General features: G+C 39.8%; 17 protein-coding genes. 10 read left to right on the top strand and 7 right to left on the bottom strand.

Features of this window, described 5'->3' with window-relative positions; all coding sequences use genetic code 11:
- The first annotated feature begins 1 nt into the window (after position 1).
- The 5 genes from CVS89_RS03565 to hpf all read left to right on the top strand — a co-directional run bounded on the left by CVS89_RS03565 (position 2) and on the right by hpf (position 6,774).
- Positions 2-4,006: a hypothetical protein gene (locus tag CVS89_RS03565; protein ID WP_107848216.1), complete on the top strand. Its 4,005-nt coding sequence runs from the start codon at positions 2-4 to the stop codon at positions 4,004-4,006.
- Complete coding sequence (locus CVS89_RS03560; RefSeq protein ID WP_107848215.1) at positions 4,000-4,725, top strand: type II secretion system protein; 726 nt, start codon at positions 4,000-4,002, stop codon at positions 4,723-4,725. The genes CVS89_RS03565 and CVS89_RS03560 overlap by 7 nt, the downstream gene beginning before the upstream one ends.
- Positions 4,722-5,744: a type II secretion system protein gene (locus CVS89_RS03555; protein ID WP_103571296.1), complete on the top strand. Its 1,023-nt coding sequence runs from the start codon at positions 4,722-4,724 to the stop codon at positions 5,742-5,744. The genes CVS89_RS03560 and CVS89_RS03555 overlap by 4 nt, the downstream gene beginning before the upstream one ends.
- The gene (locus tag CVS89_RS03550; protein WP_107848214.1) at positions 5,744-6,166 is read left to right on the top strand and encodes a type II secretion system protein; all 423 of its coding nucleotides are present in this window, start codon (positions 5,744-5,746) and stop codon (positions 6,164-6,166) included. The genes CVS89_RS03555 and CVS89_RS03550 overlap by 1 nt, the downstream gene beginning before the upstream one ends.
- An 80-nt stretch (positions 6,167-6,246) precedes the next feature.
- A complete protein-coding gene (hpf, locus tag CVS89_RS03545) occupies positions 6,247-6,774 on the top strand; it encodes a ribosome hibernation-promoting factor, HPF/YfiA family (protein WP_021086441.1) in 528 nt (175 codons plus the stop codon).
- A gap of 41 nt (positions 6,775-6,815) precedes the next feature.
- Here the strand turns inward: hpf and CVS89_RS03540 are convergent, their stop codons facing one another.
- Both CVS89_RS03540 and CVS89_RS03535 read right to left on the bottom strand, forming a co-directional pair.
- Positions 6,816-7,364 carry a DUF1523 family protein gene (locus tag CVS89_RS03540; RefSeq protein WP_107848213.1) on the bottom strand — a complete coding sequence of 183 codons (549 nt, stop codon included), beginning with the start codon at positions 7,362-7,364 and terminating at the stop codon, positions 6,816-6,818.
- A gap of 71 nt (positions 7,365-7,435) precedes the next feature.
- Complete coding sequence (locus CVS89_RS03535) at positions 7,436-9,667, bottom strand: nitric-oxide reductase large subunit (protein WP_107848212.1); 2,232 nt, start codon at positions 9,665-9,667, stop codon at positions 7,436-7,438.
- Positions 9,668-9,885: 218 nt separating this feature from the next.
- On the opposite strand from CVS89_RS03535, the gene CVS89_RS03530 reads away from it, so the two are divergent.
- The 4 genes from CVS89_RS03530 (at position 9,886) to CVS89_RS03515 (ending at position 13,160) form a co-directional block, all read left to right on the top strand.
- On the top strand, positions 9,886-10,941 hold the full coding sequence (locus CVS89_RS03530; RefSeq protein ID WP_103594629.1) for an ABC transporter substrate-binding protein: 1,056 nt from the start codon (positions 9,886-9,888) through the stop codon (positions 10,939-10,941).
- A gap of 3 nt (positions 10,942-10,944) precedes the next feature.
- Complete coding sequence (locus tag CVS89_RS03525; protein ID WP_107848211.1) at positions 10,945-11,952, top strand: FecCD family ABC transporter permease; 1,008 nt, start codon at positions 10,945-10,947, stop codon at positions 11,950-11,952.
- Entirely contained in the window at positions 11,952-12,725 is a 774-nt protein-coding gene (locus CVS89_RS03520; RefSeq protein WP_012001386.1) for an ABC transporter ATP-binding protein, read from the top strand. Before CVS89_RS03525 ends, CVS89_RS03520 begins: the two co-directional genes overlap by 1 nt.
- A gap of 111 nt (positions 12,726-12,836) precedes the next feature.
- Positions 12,837-13,160, top strand: a complete 324-nt coding sequence (locus tag CVS89_RS03515) for a hypothetical protein (protein WP_107848210.1) — start codon at positions 12,837-12,839, stop codon at positions 13,158-13,160.
- Between the two features lie 372 nt (positions 13,161-13,532).
- On the opposite strand, the gene recG is transcribed toward CVS89_RS03515, so the two are convergent.
- Genes recG through CVS89_RS03500 form a run of 3 tightly spaced genes read right to left on the bottom strand, consistent with a single transcriptional unit; the run spans position 13,533 to position 17,619 of the window.
- On the bottom strand, positions 13,533-15,353 hold the full coding sequence (gene recG, locus CVS89_RS03510) for an ATP-dependent DNA helicase RecG (RefSeq protein WP_107848209.1): 1,821 nt from the start codon (positions 15,351-15,353) through the stop codon (positions 13,533-13,535).
- A complete protein-coding gene (locus CVS89_RS03505) occupies positions 15,343-16,572 on the bottom strand; it encodes a M16 family metallopeptidase (RefSeq protein ID WP_107848208.1) in 1,230 nt (409 codons plus the stop codon). The genes recG and CVS89_RS03505 overlap by 11 nt, the downstream gene beginning before the upstream one ends.
- Positions 16,573-17,619, bottom strand: a complete 1,047-nt coding sequence (locus tag CVS89_RS03500; RefSeq protein ID WP_035145231.1) for a dehypoxanthine futalosine cyclase — start codon at positions 17,617-17,619, stop codon at positions 16,573-16,575. It abuts the gene before it with no gap.
- Between the two features lie 131 nt (positions 17,620-17,750).
- Here CVS89_RS03500 and CVS89_RS03495 point away from each other — a divergent pair, with 131 nt between their 5' ends.
- Entirely contained in the window at positions 17,751-17,963 is a 213-nt protein-coding gene (locus tag CVS89_RS03495; protein ID WP_107848207.1) for a hypothetical protein, read from the top strand.
- Positions 17,964-17,983: 20 nt separating this feature from the next.
- On the opposite strand, the gene CVS89_RS03490 is transcribed toward CVS89_RS03495, so the two are convergent.
- Together CVS89_RS03490 and CVS89_RS03485 are read right to left on the bottom strand one after the other, a co-directional pair.
- Positions 17,984-18,376 carry an NfeD family protein gene (locus CVS89_RS03490; RefSeq protein WP_107848206.1) on the bottom strand — a complete coding sequence of 131 codons (393 nt, stop codon included), beginning with the start codon at positions 18,374-18,376 and terminating at the stop codon, positions 17,984-17,986.
- A complete protein-coding gene (locus CVS89_RS03485) occupies positions 18,373-19,287 on the bottom strand; it encodes an SPFH domain-containing protein (protein WP_021089647.1) in 915 nt (304 codons plus the stop codon). The genes CVS89_RS03490 and CVS89_RS03485 overlap by 4 nt, the downstream gene beginning before the upstream one ends.
- Positions 19,288-19,314: the final 27 nt, after the last annotated feature.

Below are 19,314 nucleotides of genomic sequence, written 5' to 3'. Positions count from 1 at the left end.
TTTGAGATCGCTTTGCTTGCTTTTTATATCTTTTATATCTATTTTTGGATCATGCGCACCATCAGATATCAGCAGGACTGATGCGGATGGATTTTTACACTGCATAAAAGAAGTCCCTGCAGCAGCAAGTATGCTATATATAACTAGTTCAAATCCACTGCAAACAGAAAATGTAACAGGATACAAAGATGACAATACAGGCAATAACGAGCTTAGGAATAGAATAAACTACAAAAGCATTGTTGGCGATATGGATGTCATCGGTGCTAGTGTCATAAAGCCTATAGATACACAAGGTGGGTACAACTTTGATCCAACAACCACTGCCTCTCCATTAGCAAAAAAAGAATTTGTTCAAGAAGACCTGTCCCTTTTTTCATCTACATCAAAATTTCAAAACTCATCAAGTGCAAAATTTACTCTTGATGATAAAAGCACACACGAACAGACTGATACAGAAGGCAAACATATAGTATATGCGAGGCTATATTGGGGTGGTAGCATATACAAGCCATGGACTGAAACTAATTTAAACACAATAGTAGATAAATTTTTAGATGTAATATCTGGTTACTCAAGCGTAAAATTTAAAACTCCAGATAACTTGATACACAGTATAAACGCCAATGTAAATGATGTCAAATGGACCAGCTCCTTTTCTAGCGGAAATGAATATGTAATAACCAGCGATAGCCTTCCTCCATTAGGCTCCCATACTACTGGTGGTAGGGCTGGATTATATTTTGTCTATCAAGCAAGTGCTGATGTAACTCAGATAGTAAAGGCAAGCCTTATTAATAAAAAAATCGCTCAAAGTAAATTTACTGTAGGTCAGATAGCTTCAAGCATAGAGACATTATATAAAGACTCTTTTACATTACATTTTGCTTCACCAACATCATCAAAAACTTTTACTTGGCCTTATGGATCTGTGCTTTATGGTGATGGGCAGTGGAACTCGGCTTTAGGCGTAGCTCAGTTTGGTGGATGGAGTCTAGTTGTAGTTTATGATCTTGGCAAAGAAGGAGAGGCGAACGGCGTCAAAACGAAGGCCATAAATTTATATGATGGTATGGTTAATATAAATCCTAAATTTGGAGCTACACAAGATGATAGTAGGCAAATTTATTATTTAACATTTAGTAATTTTTTTACTCCAACAAGCGGCCAGGTAAAATCAACACTAAGTTTTCTTGGCTTTGGTGGCAGATCTGAAGTAGAAGGAGAAAACATAGCCATCAACAAAAATGGCTTTAAAAGTGTATACAAAGATCCACTCAACCCGGATAGAAAACAATTTAACTCATCTATTACTAGATTTGGTCAATATGCTGATGCTAGCAAGAAGTACAACAATCAAATGGATCTAGATATATTTGATATATCAAACCTTTTAACAAATAAACAAAAGACCGTAGAGCTTCGACTAGAAGCTACTGGCTCTAGACCTACTGGAGGCACATACGAAGGAGATAGAATAAACATCGGCATGATCGCCTTTTCTACTGAAGTTTATAAGCCAGGTGCATGCTACGAAGAATTTCTTTACTACAAACAACCAGAAGAGGAGATATTTAGAGAAGTAAAAAGAAATACGAGCGTTAAACTAAACAAAAACACTGTGTTAAAAACGGTCGTTCAAGTAACTAATGATACAAACGAAAACGCTGAAAATTTTGCATTAAAAGCTACCATCGATCCAAGCCAAACATATAACTCAAATACAACCTATATAGTCCAAAACAGAAACTCAATATCTAGCAATCTTCTTGAAATGTCTGAATATCAAGACTATCACGACAACACTGGTCTTCAGCAGTTAAGTGGAAATACTTTAACATTTTATCTAGGTGAAAATGCAGCTACAAATAAAGGCGGTAATATGCTTCATAACAACCTAAACTATGCTTACGCCGCATTTGAAGCCACTTTGTTATCAGACTATAAACCAAATAGCTATGAAGCAACTGTTGCAAATTCTGCTCTAGGACTAGCCCCATACGATACTACTATAAAAAAATGCAGTGATTACAATTATGACATTAAAATCCCTGCGACAATCACTACCAACGACTTCATCCCAAGCAATAAACAAGATGATGGCTCACCTACTTTTAAAAACAAATATAAAAATAGGCTCTTAACTCAAATAGTTACTAAGCCATTTAACCTATATATCACAAACTATGGACCAGATGGTAATAAAAGAATACCTGATACTCCAGTAGATGTTAAAGTAGAGGTAGTTACTAGTTGTGCAGCTCCTGCTACTGATCAAGATCAAGTTTTACTTACTAAAGATATAAGATTTGATGGAATTAGTGAAATTTTAATTCCAAATATTAAAATAGATAAAGCATATAAAAGTGTTAGACTTAGAATTTCGCACTTTGATCCTTCATCAAACACTAATAAAGTAGCATGTCAAGACTTAGATGACTTTGCAGTTAGACCACATCACTTTAGACTATGGAATACTGATAGTAACACAAAAAGAACTGGATCATTTACTCTTGTTGGCGGAGAAGTTTATAACAACATAGCCATTGCTGCTATGAAGCCAGATGATACTCATATAGCAAGAGGCTATACTCATAATATAGATGGTACTAATGGAGAGATAGCACTAAAGCCAGCAAGCACTGCTACTTGTGATCCTAGCTTTTTAGCAAGCGAGAATAAGCTAAGTGTAAATTTTTCTGATGGAATTGGTCAAATTTCACGCCATACATCAAGCGGAAGTGTAATATCAGGTTTTTCATATTCAGACATAGGAGACACCTCTTTTTATATATTAGATAAAAGCTACACTTCAACTGACCAGCACACATCTCCAAGAGAAGATGACTGCGTAAGAGGTTCAACCAGCAATGATCCTACACAAGATCCTGAAGGAAGAGTTGGATGTAATATAAAAATAGAAGATGTTGAAGATTATCTTTTTAAACCAAAAGAGATACAAATAAGTAATCTAAAGATAGAAAAAGATGATGAAGTAACATATCTTGATAGCGAAGGTGTACAAAAGGCAAAACTTACATTTGATGTAGTAGCAAAGCTTGGTAATAATCAAGCTGCAAGGCTCTATAAAGATGGCTGCTATGCAAGAGCCACTAGCTTTGATATAAAGCTTGATAGAGTACCTTTAAATTTTACTGATAATAATGGCAATGCTGGTACATTAGCAAAGGCAAATGAAGAGCTATTATTCTTTGAAATTCCTAGCTCAAACACTAAAAAAGTAACTGGTCCTGGTGTTTCAAAAAATAGATTTTATGTAGGCATATCAACCTTTGTAAATGGCAAAGCAAAGGGTGAAGTAAATTTCAACTTTACAAGAAAGATAAATCATGCTAAAAATCCTTTTACAGTTTCTAGTAATGACTTTGCTTTTAGTAGTATAGAAGATAACTCAACTATATCAAAGATATATACTAAATCACCAAATGAAACAACAGCTAAATTTTACTACGGTAGAGTTTATGCTCCATTTTATGAAGGTCTTTATAGTGGATTTAATGCTAAAATTTACTATGGCGCATATTGTGATGGATGTAACAAAAATATCTATATGAAAGATAGTAGTGGAGCTTTTTGGAAAGATTTCCCAGCCGCAATCTTTTGGAGTACTAATCCTAATCATAGTGCAGGAGCTCTTGGATTTAATGATTTTAGTTTTACAAACACTTATAGTATGACTGTTTTAAGAAATAATGTAAGTGCTATAAATAATGGTGAACAGATAATATTTGTAAGCAATCCATCAGCAGTTACTGATGTAACTAAGATGAAAGCACCAAAGTGGCTACTTTATAATGAATTTGATGAAAATGCTATAACGAATAACTTTAATTTAAATTTCTTAGTGCCAAATGGTGACTGGGCTGGTAAGACATTAAATAAAGATAATACTAAGAGTAATGAAGGTAGCTTTATAGGCAAGATAAATAATAGCAACAGTCAATTAGATGTAGTTGATAAGACAAATAGGAGGATTGAGTGGTAAAAAGAAGTGGCTTTTCACTGATAGAGCTTATCTTATCAGTACTTGTAGTAGCCATAGTAAGTGTGAGCCTGCCGCTAGCTATAAAAACAACTTCAAATTTAAGCGAGCAAGCCTTGATGCAAGAAGGCGTAATGAGCGCAAAAACATATATGTCACTCATATTAAAAGCGCCTTTTGCGCCGCAAGTATTAGTTGCAGGAAGTGCAAATCCTGCAACCCATATGGAAGAAGCGATAACCTACCCTCTTATCATATGTGAGCCCAATGGAGCTAATCCAAATTTTTTTAACGACAGTGGCATAAAAGGCGATGGACACAGGATACTAGCCTATCCATATCAGCATTCAACACCTATTCCATGTTCTCAAAAGCCAGCCAACTCAACACTTCCAGAAGCTACAACCAGCGCAAATTTAGCCATTAAGACTATAAAATCTTACTATGATGGCCGTACTAAAACTATAAACTCAACAACCTCTGACCGTAAAAATCGTGATTTTATCGTAGATATAAGTATGAAATCTGAAGTAAAAGAGGGTACGGACAAATTTATAATAAACGCAGCAAACCCAATAAATCAAAAAGATGTAAATGAAATAAAGATCACCACTTCTCTTTTTAAACACGGCTCAGGCAATGAAGAGATCAAAAATGTATTTTATGGATATGCATTTAACGTGGGCGAGAGTGGAACTTTAAGCGTGAAAGAGTGGCAATGAAAAAAGTAAAAAAAGCTTTTACACTACTTGAACTAATAATAGTTATAACAGTCCTTGGTATCATCGCACTTATGAGCTTTAATACTCTTATGAATCTATACCAAAACTACTTTCAAAGCAAAACCGTAAACGACATAGAGACACAAAGCGAGATCGCACTAGAGCAAATTTCCTCACTTCTTAGCCATAGAATAAAACAAAGTGTCATAGCAAGAAAGCAAAATGGGGACTATCTAGCACTAAACGATAGTGGTGTAAATTTAAGCAATGATTTTGAAATTTTGGAGTTTATTCCTGCTGCGTATGAGCTATTTAACGGCGTAGGTGAATATAAAGGGACTGATGCAAGCGGAAATGATATCGTAGAAGAAGGCTTATATAGCGGATACGTTGATCTTGCAAATAGCTCAGTCGCAAATGGATTAAAAAGCCCAGGAAGTAAATTTAATGACGCTTTTAAAAATAGCGTAAAAGATCTAACTTGCAAAAAAGATAACGATGATAATGACAATATAACCAGCAATGATAGATGCATAGATGCAAATAACGAAAATAGCGGGTTAGTAGCGATATTTTCTGGCATACTTTATAAAGTTTCTTCTAGCTTTGGTTATCAAGATACTTTTCACGAAAGTGACCTAGATATAGCAAAAGTTGGTATAAAATCAATCGATACACTTAAAATTTCAAGCAACTTTGCTACCCACAAAAAAATCTCAGAGCAGTATAAGCTCGCATATACAGCCATAGCAATAGCACCAGGCAATCAAAGCACCCAAGATGAAAAAGATGGTGTTTTTGATCTTAAAATTTACTACAATTATAGACCATGGCTAAACGAAAGCTTTAAAAATTTTGGAGGATCCTCGCCTAAAGACATCACAGCCGAAAGTGCGACACTAGCCAAGCGCGTGACTAGATTTGTTTTTACTGAAAAAAATGGTGTAATAGCACTTAAACTTTGTGTAAAAGCAGAAAAATCAGAGATAACTATATGCAAATCAAAGGCGGTGTACTAATGAGAAAAGGTTTTACATTACTAGCGGCTATATTTTTTTTGGTAGTTGCAGCATCTATTGGTACTCTTGCTCTTTCAATAGCTAGTACGTCAGCCAGACAAAGTAGTGAAATTTATCTAAGAGAGCAAGCGCAACTCATTGCTCAATCAGCAGCAGAATACGCTATATATGAAATTTTTAGAACAAACTTTTCAAATAAATGTTTAGATAAAGTAAGCGGCGAGTTTAATGATATGTTTGATTTTGATGTAGAGATAACATATTTTGGAGACATTGGCATATGCACTCCTCCATCTGTTATGCCTGGAACTAGTGGCATGGCAAGCACTGGTAATGTTATGCTTGATGTCTATGTAACATCAAAACCAGGAAAAGCACTAAATCCTATAAATTTTCACAAACGAACTCTTCAGAAACTTTAAAATTTTATAAAGATTTTACTTTAATTTGCTTTTAGTTTCGTCGTGTTATAATCATCTTACTTTCTATAAAGGAGATTGCGATGAACATAAGCATTGTAGGAAAACAATTTGAGCTAACAGAGCCCATCAAAAACTACATCCAAGACGCTTTTGACACCCTTGGCAAGTACAACCTTGACATCATCTCAGCAAGATGCATAGTAGGAGCAGATGAAAAGCAAGGTAAAAAGGGCTTTAATGCAGAATTTTCTCTAAATATGGCACATAAAGACACGATAGTCGTTCGCCAAAAAGATAAAGATCTCTATGCAGCGATCGATCTTGCTATTGAAAAGGCTTCAAAAGTTTTAAGAAGAGAGCACGATAAGAAATTTACCGTAAAAGGTAAGGCTGATGATAAAGAATTTCGATCTAGAATAGGCGAAGAAAAGATCGAAGGTGTCGAAGAGATCGTGCCTATGGAGCTTGAAATTTACAAACCTCTTGAGGTAGAAGAAGCGCTTGATAAACTAAAATCAAGCGATAAACAATTTTACGTATTTAACGATGTCGATGCCAAAATGCGCGTCATCTACAAAAGAACAGACGGAACTTTCGGTCTTTACTAAAACGGTGGGCTTTTGCCCACCCCTTCTCTTAAAATATTTTCCTATTTATTTTCTGCACTATTTTGATCTATTCTAGGTTTAAAAATCTTATTTATCTTTCTTATCCAGATAACAAGCGAGATAAATAAGATGAAGTAAAGCACGTAACTAGCGATAGGCCAGCTGGTGTTTGTGCCGCTATCTTTTATCGAGATCACGTTTCTAAACTCATTTAGCATAGAAATTCTATATCCGTAGTACTTGATAGTGACGTTGTTATCGCTATTTGCAAAGCCTTGAGCCATGGCTTGGATGTCGGCTGAGTTAAATTTAAAATAAAATGGAAAGCCCCACGCCGTATCTTCGTTTCTATAAGCCATCACCTTTTGGTCATTTTGCGCATCTTTTGCGTAGATAAAATAGACATCTCTAACAGGCCCATCGGCTGGGTTTTTAGCGTCTATGATGCCATCTTTGTCCATGCGTTTTACGTCGCCACCAGTTATCTGCACGCTTGCGTAGTGTGGGAATGAATAATCAACCACAAGAGCTAAAAACAGGTGCAAAAGCACGACAAAACTAACGCAAATTCTTTTTATAAATGTGATCATTTCTATCCTTTAAATTTGCGCTATTTTATGAAAAGATAGCTTAAACAAAGGGGCAAAGCGCCCCCATAAATTTAAGCCTTTTTGTTAAGCATAAATTTTAAAAGCTGAGCAAAGAAGCAGATGCCGCCGATTATCAAAATCATGTCGCCAAGCATCCTTAGCCATCTTAAATTTTGCAAGTGCGACTGTTGTAAAAACTCAGCGCTTCTAGCATACCACATACCTTGATCTAGACTTGCAAATGCCTGATAGATGCCTATTGGAAGTAGTGAAAGCACGATCATTAGCATAAGTCCTGCATTTAGCCCCCAAAAGCCAACTTTCATCAAATTTTCATCAAATTCTTGCCCTTTAAATAGATAAGTAGCCACAAGCCAGACAAAGCCAAGTGCCAAAAATCCATAAACGCCAAATAGCGCTGCGTGTCCGTGAACTGGCGTTGTATTTAGTCCTTGGATGTAAAATAGCGAGATCGGAGGATTTATCAAAAATCCAAAGACGCCAGCGCCTAGCATATTCCAAAAGGCAACTGCGATGAAGCAGTAAAGCGGCCATTTAAGCGTTTTAGCCCAGCTTTGAGCAAACTGAAGTTTGTAGTGCTCATACGCCTCAGCGCCAAGAAGCACCAAAGGCACGACCTCAAGCGCTGAAAAGCTTGCACCAATAGCCATTATAGGAGTTGTGGTGCCTGCAAAGTAGAGGTGGTGAAATGTGCCTGGGATGCCGCCTATCATAAAGAGTGACGCACTTGCAAGCGTTGAAAATGTCGCAAATCTTTTTGAAACAAGGCCCAGCGAGACAAAGACAAAGGCGAGCGAAGCCGTCGCAAATACCTCAAAAAAGCCCTCAACCCAAAGATGCACGACCCACCAGCGCCAGTACTCCATCACTGGCAATGGACTTCTTTGACCATAAAATAGTCCTGCTCCGTAAAATAAGCCAACTGCAACCGCTGACATAGCAAAGATAGCTAGTAAATTTTTATCGCCTTTGTTTTTAAACCCACCTGCAAATCCACGAAGAAGCAGAAGCATCCAGATGACAAGACCGACAAATAAAATTATCTGCCAAACACGTCCAAGATCGATGTATTCATAGCCTTGATGTCCAAGCCAGAAGCTTAAATTTATAGGCATGATGTTTGCGATAGCTAGATACTCACCCATAAAACTGCCAACTACAAGGATAAGTAGCGCATAAAAGAGCAGATCAACGCCAAGCTTTTGAAATTTTGGATCCTTGCCGCCATTTATGATCGGAGCTAAAAATAGTCCAGCCGCTAAAAATCCAGTCGCTATCCAAAATATGCTAGCTTGTATATGCCACGTTCTAGCAAGCGAATAAGGGATGTAGGCTGATAAATTTATGCCATAAAATTCTTGTCCTTCGACTGTGTAGTGAGCCGTAAAGCCACCTATTAAAATTTGAAACGCAAAAAGAGCTAATGTGACAAAGAGATACTTTTTAAGCGCCTTTTGTGACGGTGTTAAATTTAGCTTTTTAAGCGGATCTTCACTGATAGGCTCAAGCTTTTCGTCATCTTTTTTGCCGTAAAATGAGCTAAACCAAACAAGAAGTCCAACTCCTGTTAGAAGTATCACGACGCTTGCGATCGACCAAAAGATATTTTCGCTTGTTGGCACGTTATCGATTAGTGGCTCGTGCGGCCAGTTGTTTGTGTAGGTTGCCTCGCTACCAGGTCTGTTTGTCGCTGTCGCCCAGGCTGACCAGAAGAAGAAGTTGTTTAGATCAGCTCTGTCGCTTGCACCTGGGAGCGTGTTTTCTTTCATCGCATAAGCTTCTCTTAAAGATTTAAACTTAGGATCATCTCCAAAAAGAGCAGCATACTCGCTAGCTACTTGGCTTATCGCTTTTAGCCTATCGGCGCTTAGCACAAATTTATCGTCCTTTACGCTATTTTCTCTATACTCTTTTTTAAGTAAAACCTTTAAATTTGCCTTTTGCTCGTCGTTTAGATCGGCGTATTTTAGATGATAAATTTCATCAGCTTTGATCTCTAAAAAGGCAACTAGCTCTTTGTGAAGCCAGTCCGCACTCCAATCAGGCGCTTGATATGCCCCGTGCCCCCAAACAGAGCCAACTTGCATACCACCTATGCTTTGCCAAGCCTCTTGACCTTTATAGATACTCTCTTTGTCGATCACGACCTTGCCATTTTCGTCAGTGAAATTTACAACTGGAGGCGAATTTCTATAAACCTCAACGCCGTAGTAGCCTAAAATACTAAAGCAAACCACCAGCACAGCAACAAGTACGAGCCAGTATCTTTTGTATTCACGCATTGATTCTCCTTTTTTAAAATTTAGGAGAAAGTTTATCTCATTTCAAAATAGTGACTAATGATATATGTCAATAAAAGGAGAATATTTATCCTATTAGCTTTATATGAATTTACAAAATATGCAATTTTTTCACAATGAACATGCAAATTTTACACAATATTAATGTAAATAGCAGTAACATATCAACCAAACTATTTCACACGAAAAAAGGAAAAAATATGCAAATGAATTTCATGCACAAAGTGGCTAAAATAGGCCTTGTTGCTTCACTTTTTGCAGCTCTTAGCCTAAGCGCAGCTGAGTCTGCTAGAAGCATCACAGATATGAAAGGCGTCAAAGTAAGCGTGCCTGAGAAGGTTGAGAAGATCGCTGCATTATGGAATGCAAACAACGAGATCATCCTAGCACTTGGCGGTATGGATAAGGTTGTAGCCACAACTGATCTGATCAAAACCAACAAGTGGTTTGAGCACGTCTATCCAAAACTTAAAAATTTACCAGCTGCACTAAACGGCAAAGACCTTCAGATCGAAGAGCTTGTTAAACTTGCTCCTGATGTTATCGTGGTATCAAGCAAAAACTACCAAGATGAACTTATCAAAAACGGCTTTAGCGCGGTAAATTTGATCTTTAGAGACTATCCAGATATGGAGAAAAGCATCTACGCAACAGCCGAAGTCATAGGCACTGATGACGCTAGAAAAAAAGCTGAAAAACTTGCTAATAAAATCCACGATAACTCTGAGTTTGTAACAGCAAGAACAAAAAACATCCCTGACGCTAAACGTCCAAAAGTACTTCACCTTCTTGGCGGAGCGAATTTGCTAAAAATTGATGGTACAAACACTATCCAAAACACTTGGATCAAGCTAGGTGGCGGTGTAAATGCTATCCAAACTGAAGGTTCAATGATCGAAGTTAGCGCAGAAGAGATCATCAATGCAAATCCTGATATCATCATCGTTGGCGGCAATGACACAGATGCACAGATCAAAAAGATAAAAGAGCACCCTGCATTCTCTGGCTCAAACGCTGTTAAAAACGGCAAAATTTACGGCAACCCAAAAGGTGTATTTAGCTGGGATAGATACGGCGCTGAAAACGTGCTTCAAATTTTATGGGCAGCAAAGACTATCCAACCAGATCTATTTAAAGATGTCGATATAAAAGCAAAAACAAAAGAGTTTTATAAAGAGTTCTTAAATCACGATCTTAGCGATACAGAGTACGGCTATATCATAAAAGGTCTAAATCCAGACGGTAGCAGCAAGTAAGATATGAAAAACGCAAATTTTTCAATAGTTGTTATCTTTTTAGCTTTGCTAACGCTAGCTTGCGCCTTTGTCGCACTTGGCGTTGGTAGATTTTACATACCTTTTAACGACGTCTTTAGCGTGCTAGCTCACAGCTTTGGTTTTGGAGATGGCGCAGCTAGCAACATCACAAATGTGATAGAAAATTTACGCATCCCACGCATCATCGCAGCCATCCTTGTTGGAGCTGCTCTTAGCGTGAGTGGTGCAGCCTATCAAGGCGTCTTTAAAAACCAGCTAGTTAGTCCTGATCTTCTTGGCGTCTCAGCGGGCGCTTGCGTGGGAGCAGCCACTGCTATCATCTTTGATCTATCGCTATTTTGGGTGCAGGCTTTTGCCTTTGGCTTTGGCCTAGCAGCCGTTGCTATCACACTAGCCATACCTAAGATGATGGGACGCACGAGCACGCTTATGCTAGTTCTTTCTGGTATCATCGTAAGTGGCCTCATGGGCTCAATAATCGGCTTTTTAAAATATGTCGCAGACCCTGAGACAAAGCTACCTGACATTGTTTATTGGCAGCTTGGTAGCCTTGCTAAGCTTGATAGTGACAACTTAAAATACATCGCCCCAGTGATGATCATCTGCGCCATTTTGCTAATAGCCATGAGCTGGCGTATAAATTTGCTCTCTCTTGGCGACGAGAGTGCGGCAAGACTAGGCGTAAATGTGGCTTTTGAGCGCGCCGTCATCATCATCTGCGCTACGCTTCTTACAGCATGCAGCGTCTGCATAAGCGGCATAGTCGCTTGGGTGGGACTTCTCATGCCTCACTTAGCGCGTATGCTAGTTGGCGCAAATAACATAAAAAGCATGCCTGCAAGCATATTTATGGGTGCAATATTTTTGCTATTTGTCGATACCTTAGCGCGTAGCATAAGCGTGAGCGAAGTGCCTCTTGGCGTACTTACTGGCTTTATCGGCACGGTATTTTTCGTCTGGGTTTTATGGCGAAATAAAAAGGTTGCATGATGCTTGAAGTTAGAAATTTAAACTTTAGCTACCCAAATGGGGCTGGCAAACTAGAAAATGTAAATTTAAAGATAGGCGCAGGTGAGATTTTAACCATTCTTGGTCGAAATGGAGCTGGCAAATCAACAACTTTAGGCTTGATAAGCGGCTCGCTAAAGCCAGTTTCAGGAGAGATCTTTCTTGATGGCAAAAACGTAGATAGCCTAAGCAACAAAGAGCGCGCTAAGATCATGGCGTACGTGGCTCAAAGCGAGGTTACAGAGTATGACTACACCGGACTTGAGTTTATCACGATGGGACGCGCGGCGCACCTTGGCATCTTTGCAAGACCTAGCAAAGAAGACGAAGAGATCGCTAGAATTTACACAAAAAAGCTTGAGATCGAGTATCTTGAGGATCGCTTTATCACGCAGATGAGTGGCGGTCAAAAGCAGATGTGTATGATCGCTCGTGCGATGGCTGCGCAGCCAAAGATGATTATATTTGACGAGCCAACGAGCGCGCTTGATTTTGGCAACCAGTATAAATTCCTACGCACCGTCAAATGGCTAAAAGAGCTTGGCTACTCGGTCGTGCTAACCACTCATAACCCTGATTTTGCCGTGCTTCTTGGCGGATATGTGGCACTTGTAAAAGGTGATGGCGAGGTTGGATTTGGCACGGTTGATGAGATCATTAGAAGCGAAAATTTAAGCAAGCTTTACGGACTAAATTTAAACGTGAGCTACATCGACGAAGTAAAAAGAAACTGCTGCCTCACTTATCCACTATAAATTTATCTGCTCTTAATTTTTAAGGGCAGATCACTCGTTTTATCTAAAAAATTCTACTTAAATTTGCTAACCATAAATGCTAAAATGCAAAATAAATTTAAAAGGATAACAATGGCTTACCCACTACTAGGCACTAAGATCGTGATCGATGAAGAAAAGGTTATAAGGGAGAAAAAGTATAAGCTAGACGTGATCTATGAATATCTAGACAAGCTTGCCAAGCAGTGTAACTTGATCAAGATTGATAAAAATACCTTTCACGCAAAAGGTGATGAAAATGACTTGGCAAATTTGGGTCTGTTTATGTGTAGATACGCGGTAGAGAACGAATGGCTAACAAAGAATATCAAAGAGTGGATTTGCATTAGCGAGCGATGCGGAAATGAGGATATGGTAGCAAGGTTTAAAAGAGAGAAAATGGGAGTTTGGGAGTGAGCGATAAAAAGAGCAAATTTATCCTGCCATATCAAATTTTCATGTAAATTTTAAAAAGAGCCTGCAAAAGGTTAAATTTTGCTAGGTAAGATAAATTTAGATATAGCGCAAAAGCAAAGACCTTTTTAAAACCCTGAGCCATTTTGCCACAGAGCCTAGACAAGTTTGTTAGCAACCTTTTTTTAACAGCGATATTAAAAAAAACAAGATCAGTCGCAACAAAACCAAATCAACCGCATAATAGTTGCCATTTTCTATCAAATTTAAAGCTAGCCATAAAAGCTTTCGCCCTCATCTTAAATTTGACGCAAATTTAAATCCTCTTAGCCAAAAGCAATCATCCACCCTAGATTTAAAATGCTACCCACAAGATCAAATTTGAGCTTTATTTTTAAATTCCGCCACTCTGGCCTTTGCAGCCTGCGTGATATCATCCTCGTAGTCGTAGAAGTTAAAGGTCGCTCCGTGCTGAAAAAAGCCATTTAGTATATCGCCGCTTTGGCGGTTTTTCAGATCAAGTTCAGCCACCTTAAAGCCGTCATTTGTCGCGCAAAATTCTTTTAGCCTAGCTGGCGCCTCTTTTAGCTTGGTAAATAAAAAGCAGTATCCATCGCCGCCATTTCGCCCCACTCTACCTCGCAGCTGATGAAGCGTGGCAAGCCCTAGCCGCTCAGCGCCCACGATCACTATCGTATTTAGCCTTGGTAGCGAGATACCCACCTCAACAACGGTGGTTGAGAGCAAAATTTCGCCCTCTTCTCTAAACCGCCTTAAAATTTCCTCTTTCTCTTTATCCTTGCCGTGCGTGACGAAGACATTTTTGAAATTCTTTAGCCAAAAGCCCTGCGCCTCGCTTAGACTTTGGTAGTTTGAGCTCTCGCTGCTCTCAACTAGCGGATAGATGATGGCTACTTGAAAGCCGCCCGCAAGCTGCTTTTTGATGTGAGTTAGCAAAAAGCCAAACTCGCTAGCGCCTAAAATTTGGCTCATTATATTTTTCTTAAACGGCATCTGCTTTAAAAAGCTAAAATTTACGATCTCAGACTGGATTAAACTTAGCGTCCTTGGTATTGGCGTAGCTGAAAACTGCACGAAATTTGCTCGCTCGTCCTCGCTTGAAGCCAGCTCCTCTATCTTTTTGCGCTGGTTTGAGCCAAAGCGGTGCTGTTCATCGACCATGACAAGCGGCGAGTTTGGCAGCTCGTGAAAGAGTAGCGCATGCGTGCCAACGATCAAATTTGCCCCGCTAAAGTCTATCTTTTTCTCCCCGCTTCGCACCAGCATCACGTTCATAAAAGGCGGCAGCAGTCTCTTTGCTTCATTATAAATTTGCTCGCTCAAGATGCTTGTTGGCGCCATCAAAATGGCACTTTGCGGATAGACGCTAAGCGCAGCTGCTAGGATCACTAGCGTCTTGCCACTTCCCACATCGCCCATTATGACGCGCCTTTTTGCCTGCACGGCGCTAAGGTCGTCTCTGATGTCGTTTATGGCGTTTAGCTGGTCGTTTGTCGGCGTAAATGGCAAGCCATTAAGCCAAGAGCTTATGTCAAAAAGCCTGATTTTTGGGCTTTTAAAGTAGGTTTTTTTAGCACTTAGCTTTTTTATGTAGTTAAAAATTTCTACAAATTTTAAGATTTCTAAGCCCTCGCCCTCGTTTTTTAGGCGGTATAAAATTTGCACGCTTTGCTCATCTAGCCTTTGCAGATCAGCTAGAAATTTAGCCTCTTTTTCGTTTAAGCCCTCGGCCAGTAGATTTTGCAAATTTAGATATTTTAAGATGAGTTTTTTTAGCTCCTCATCTTTTAGCTCGGTCTTAAATTTAGGCACGATCTGGCCTATTTTTGTGGTGATTTTTGGATTTACGATCTGCCACGAGCCAAAGGCGTAGGAGCAAAGCCCATATATCGCCATCTCTTTGCCCACCTTAAAAGCGCCGTAGTGCCAAGACTTTGCGTTAAAAATGACGATCTTTACGCTACTTTGCCACTGCTCGCAAAAGGCAAGCGCTGTTAGCATGCCAGGGCGCGAGGCGAGTGAGGTGATCTTTACATTTATGCAGACCTGCCCCTCTCTTGGGCTCTTAGCGATCGTCGTATCCTCAAAGCCCTTTGGTAGCACGAGAGCAAGGTCAAGCAGGCTAAGCACGCCTATTTTTAGAAGTTTTGCTCTGTCGCTTGCTTCAAATTTCATTTTTTAAGACGCAAAAACTTAGCTGATTGATCTCTGCGTGGGCTTTTATAAAGCTATTTAGCTCGCTTAGCGAAAGGGCTGAAATTTTATCAAGGTCCTTCAAAAATGCCCCAAGCTCGCCATGCTCATAAAACTCGCCCTGCGCGATATCAAGGCGCTTAAATAGCGTCTCAAGTCTAAGCGGCAACGAGCCAAGTAAAAATTTCTTCGCCTGCTCAAGCTCGGCCTTGCTAACGCCTTTTTTACTAAATTTTAAAATTTCCTCTTTTATAACGGCGATCGCTTCATCTTTTTTCTCATTTTTTGTCTGCATGTAGCCGTATAGCTGGTTGTAAGAGAGATTTAGCAAATTTCTAGCGTAGGCGCTATATGCAAGCCCTCTTTTCACGCGGATCTCCTCCATGAGCCTCGAGCCAAAGCCACCCTCGCCTAAGATAAATGTCGCCACCGCGGCCTTGTATTTTTCTTCAGGTTTTACATCAAATGGCGCGCCAAAATAGATGTAGGCCTGCTCGCTTTGCCTGATGATCTCGCTGCTTTCGCACTTGTTGCTTGGGCTAAAGCGCTCTAGTTTTCGCACCTTGCCAGGTTTTAGGATCTCCAAAACACTAGCAAGCTCTTTTGCCTGCTTCTCGTCGATGTCGCCACCTAGCACGCAAAGCAAATTTGAAAGGTCTAAATGCTCGTTTAAAAATTTGCTTACATCTTCAAGCGTGATAGATTTTATGCTCTTTTTAGTGCCGATACTAGGCTCTGAAAGCACGCTTTTTGGATATAAAAGCTCAAAAAGTCCCTGCCTTGCCACGTAGTCAAAGTCGTTTTCATTTGCTGCGATCTCGCCAAGTGTGACGGTTTTGCACCTATTTAGAATTTCTTCTGTCAAATTTGGAGCGCTTATAAGCTCTTTTAGCTTGCCGCACGCAAAGGCAAAGTGCTCTTTTAAGCAATTTATATCGATGCAAAATGTCTCAAAGCCGCAGCTTGCATTTAGGCTGATCGCCCTTACTTCAAGCTCTTTGGCAAATTTAGCCGAGCCTAGCTTCATGTCGCCCTCGTTTAGCAAATTTGCACTTAGCCTTGCAAGGCCTGCTAGCTTGCCATTTTGCGAGCTACCAGCTGCTTTGAAAACTAGTTTTAGGCTCACTACTGGCATCGCTTTTGAGCTTTCAAAAACGACTGGGATTTTTACATTTTTTACATTGATATCTAAAATTTTCATCTAAAATTTCTCCAAAATATCGTAGTTTGTGTTGCGCTTAGCTGGAATTTCTCCGACATCTTTTATAAGCTCGATCATCTGGTCTTGATTCATCCTAAAGCTAGCGCCTGCGGCTTTTACGACGTTTTCTTCCATCATTGTGCTACCAAGGTCGTTTGCGCCAAAAAGAAGCGCTAGCTGGCCTACATAGCTGCCCTGCGTGACCCAGCTGCTTTGGATATTTTTAAAGTTATCCAAAAAGAGCCTTGAAACTGCAAGAAGCCTTAGATAGACGTTTGAGCTTTGCTTTTTGATCTCTGGGAATTCTTGCATGAGCTTTGTGTTTAGCCCTTGAAAGCTCCAAAGTATAAATGCCCTAAATCCAGCCGTTTCATCTTGTAAATTTCTGATATGCTCCCAGTGCTCCACGATCTCGCGAGTGCTCTCAACCGTGCCAAACATCATCGTAGCAGTCGTCTTCATACCAAGTTCGTGTGCCTCTTTGTGTATGCGAAGCCAGTCTGCGGTGTCGCACTTTTTAGGGGCGATGATGTCACGCACTCTATCGCTTAAAATCTCCGCTCCAGCCCCTGGCATCGAGTATAAGCCCTTTTCGTTTAGGCGTCTTAAGACCTCTTTTGTAGAAATTTTTGAAACTCTTGCGATGTAGTCGATCTCAACGGCAGAAAAGCCATGTATCGTGATGCTTGGATAGTGCTTGCTGATGTAGCTCACTAGCTCCTCGTACCACTCGATCTTTAGCTTTGGATGAACGCCACCTTGAAATAAAATTTGCGTGCCGCCAATGGCTATAAGCTCCTCGATCTTCTTGCCGATCTCCTCAAAACTTAGCACATAAGCGTCCTCTTCTTTTGCGTGGCGGTAAAATGCGCAAAATTTACAATCCACCCAGCAGACGTTTGTATAGTTGATGTTGCGATCTACGATAAAGGTCGTAATGCCTTCTGGATGAAGCTCTTTTTTTCTAGCTAGCGCCATCTTGCCAAGCTCGTGAAGCGGTGCATTTTCTATAAGATCGATGGCTTCATTTACACTAAGTCTTTTCAAATTTAACCTTTTATTTTGCTTATTTTTGGGCGAGAGTTTAGCCAAAAATGCTTTTAAATCTGATAAATCATGTCGTTACCAAATTTTAACCTTTAGCAGATAAAATATGATACTTTTTTGAAGGAGTAAATATGAAAAAGATCGTTTTAGCCGTAGTTGTAGGCCTATTTTTAGTGGGTTGTACCAAAAATGAGCCAAAGCCAGCTGAGCCACAAGGTGCAAGCTACGGATGTGTTCATCATCAAAAAATGATGCAAGGAAATATGCCAAACTGCCCTCATCACGGCATGCAAGGGGCGATGCATGGGCAAATGCCAGCAGGCTGCCCAGCCCACGCAAAATAGATAAAGTGCCAAATGGCACTTTATTTTAATATAACTTTGTCGCCTTTAGTGCCTAAAACCTGCACTTTCTCGCCATTTTTTAGCCCTCCGTCATACTTCCAAAGAGTGCCTTTAAAATAGACCATATTTTCTCTGATCTCACCAACGCCTGGCTCATCTAAAAACTCTTCGTTAAAGCTCTCTTTTTTAGCCATAAATTTACTCTTTAACGGCGCTTTTAAGAGCACAAGCAAAATAATGGCAAGTGCTGCAACACCTAAAATTTGATATGGCCACTCAAAATTAAAGCCAAAATTTATCGCCCCAACGATGATAAAAGCTAAGCCAAAAAAGAGCAGATAAAATGAAAATAGCATAAGCTCAGCCACGCACAAGAGCGCGCCTATGGCTATCATTATAAAAGGACTTATCACGCCTTATCCTTAGCTAAGAAATTTTTTAAAACACTAAGCGAGCCGATGAGTTCAGCCGCCTCATAAGGGACTAAAATTTTATCTTTTGAGCTATTTTTAGCTAGCTCGCTAAATGCCCCGACCCTGTCACGCGCAAGCAAAAATTCAGCCGCATTTGCGTTTTTACTCATGCTGTCATTTATCATATCCATAGCCTCTTTTTGAGCCGTTGCGATGGCGATTTGCTCATATTTTTTCGCATCAGCCATACGCTCGATCGCCTCTGCTTGAAGCACTTTTTCTTGTTTTAGCGCCTCTGCGTTGCGGATTAGTGCCTCTTTTTCAGCCAAGGCTTTTAGCTCGATCGCGCGCTTTTCACGCTCGGCTTTCATCTGCATATTCATCGCCTCTTCGATGCCAAGCGGGACAGAAATTTCAGAAATTTCCACACGCATGATCTTTACGCCCCAGTTGCCAGCAGCGTCACCAAGGGCTACTTGAAGTGCGGCATTTAGGCGGTCACGTGAGCTTAGCGTATCATCAAGGTTCATCGCTCCTATCTCGCCACGAAGCGTTGTCATGGCTAAATTTGCAATGGCGCGCTTGTAGTTATCGACATTATAAACCGCCATTTTTGCGTCAAATACCTTTAAAAAGACGATACCATCAACACTTATATTAACATTATCTTTTGTGATGACTTGCTGTTTTGTGATATCAACAAGCTGCTCTTTTATAGTTATGATCGCCCTTATCTGATCGACAAATGGGATGATAATGTGAAATCCTCCGTCAAGCACCTTGTGAAATTTACCAAGTCGCTCGATCAGCAAGTTATCTGCTTGCGATACGATCTTGATGCCAGCTTTTAAAAACAAAAATGCAAAAATAACCAAAACAACGACTAAAACGCCAAATGTCTCAACTTGCATCTTCTCTCCTTTAATTTATAATTTGTT

The sequence above is a fragment of the Campylobacter concisus genome, from assembly GCF_003048615.2.
Classification (GTDB): domain Bacteria; phylum Campylobacterota; class Campylobacteria; order Campylobacterales; family Campylobacteraceae; genus Campylobacter_A; species Campylobacter_A concisus_C.
The sequence above is the reverse complement of the archived record's forward strand: the minus strand, read 5'-3'. Positions and strand labels throughout refer to the sequence as shown.

What these genes read in the sequence shown, in the direction of transcription:
- CVS89_RS03505 (WP_107848208.1), bottom strand. Translation starts at nt 16,572, where the DNA reads ATGAAAATTTTAGATATCAATGTAAAAAATGTAAAAATCCCAGTCGTT.
- CVS89_RS03550 (WP_107848214.1), top strand. Translation starts at nt 5,744, where the DNA reads ATGAGAAAAGGTTTTACATTACTAGCGGCTATATTTTTTTTGGTAGTT.
- recG (WP_107848209.1), bottom strand. Translation starts at nt 15,353, where the DNA reads ATGAAATTTGAAGCAAGCGACAGAGCAAAACTTCTAAAAATAGGCGTG.
- CVS89_RS03530 (WP_103594629.1), top strand. Translation starts at nt 9,886, where the DNA reads ATGCAAATGAATTTCATGCACAAAGTGGCTAAAATAGGCCTTGTTGCT.
- CVS89_RS03515 (WP_107848210.1), top strand. Translation starts at nt 12,837, where the DNA reads ATGGCTTACCCACTACTAGGCACTAAGATCGTGATCGATGAAGAAAAG.
- CVS89_RS03540 (WP_107848213.1), bottom strand. Translation starts at nt 7,364, where the DNA reads ATGATCACATTTATAAAAAGAATTTGCGTTAGTTTTGTCGTGCTTTTG.
- CVS89_RS03555 (WP_103571296.1), top strand. Translation starts at nt 4,722, where the DNA reads ATGAAAAAAGTAAAAAAAGCTTTTACACTACTTGAACTAATAATAGTT.
- CVS89_RS03525 (WP_107848211.1), top strand. Translation starts at nt 10,945, where the DNA reads ATGAAAAACGCAAATTTTTCAATAGTTGTTATCTTTTTAGCTTTGCTA.
- CVS89_RS03520 (WP_012001386.1), top strand. Translation starts at nt 11,952, where the DNA reads ATGCTTGAAGTTAGAAATTTAAACTTTAGCTACCCAAATGGGGCTGGC.
- CVS89_RS03495 (WP_107848207.1), top strand. Translation starts at nt 17,751, where the DNA reads ATGAAAAAGATCGTTTTAGCCGTAGTTGTAGGCCTATTTTTAGTGGGT.
- CVS89_RS03535 (WP_107848212.1), bottom strand. Translation starts at nt 9,667, where the DNA reads ATGCGTGAATACAAAAGATACTGGCTCGTACTTGTTGCTGTGCTGGTG.
- hpf (WP_021086441.1), top strand. Translation starts at nt 6,247, where the DNA reads ATGAACATAAGCATTGTAGGAAAACAATTTGAGCTAACAGAGCCCATC.
- CVS89_RS03485 (WP_021089647.1), bottom strand. Translation starts at nt 19,287, where the DNA reads ATGCAAGTTGAGACATTTGGCGTTTTAGTCGTTGTTTTGGTTATTTTT.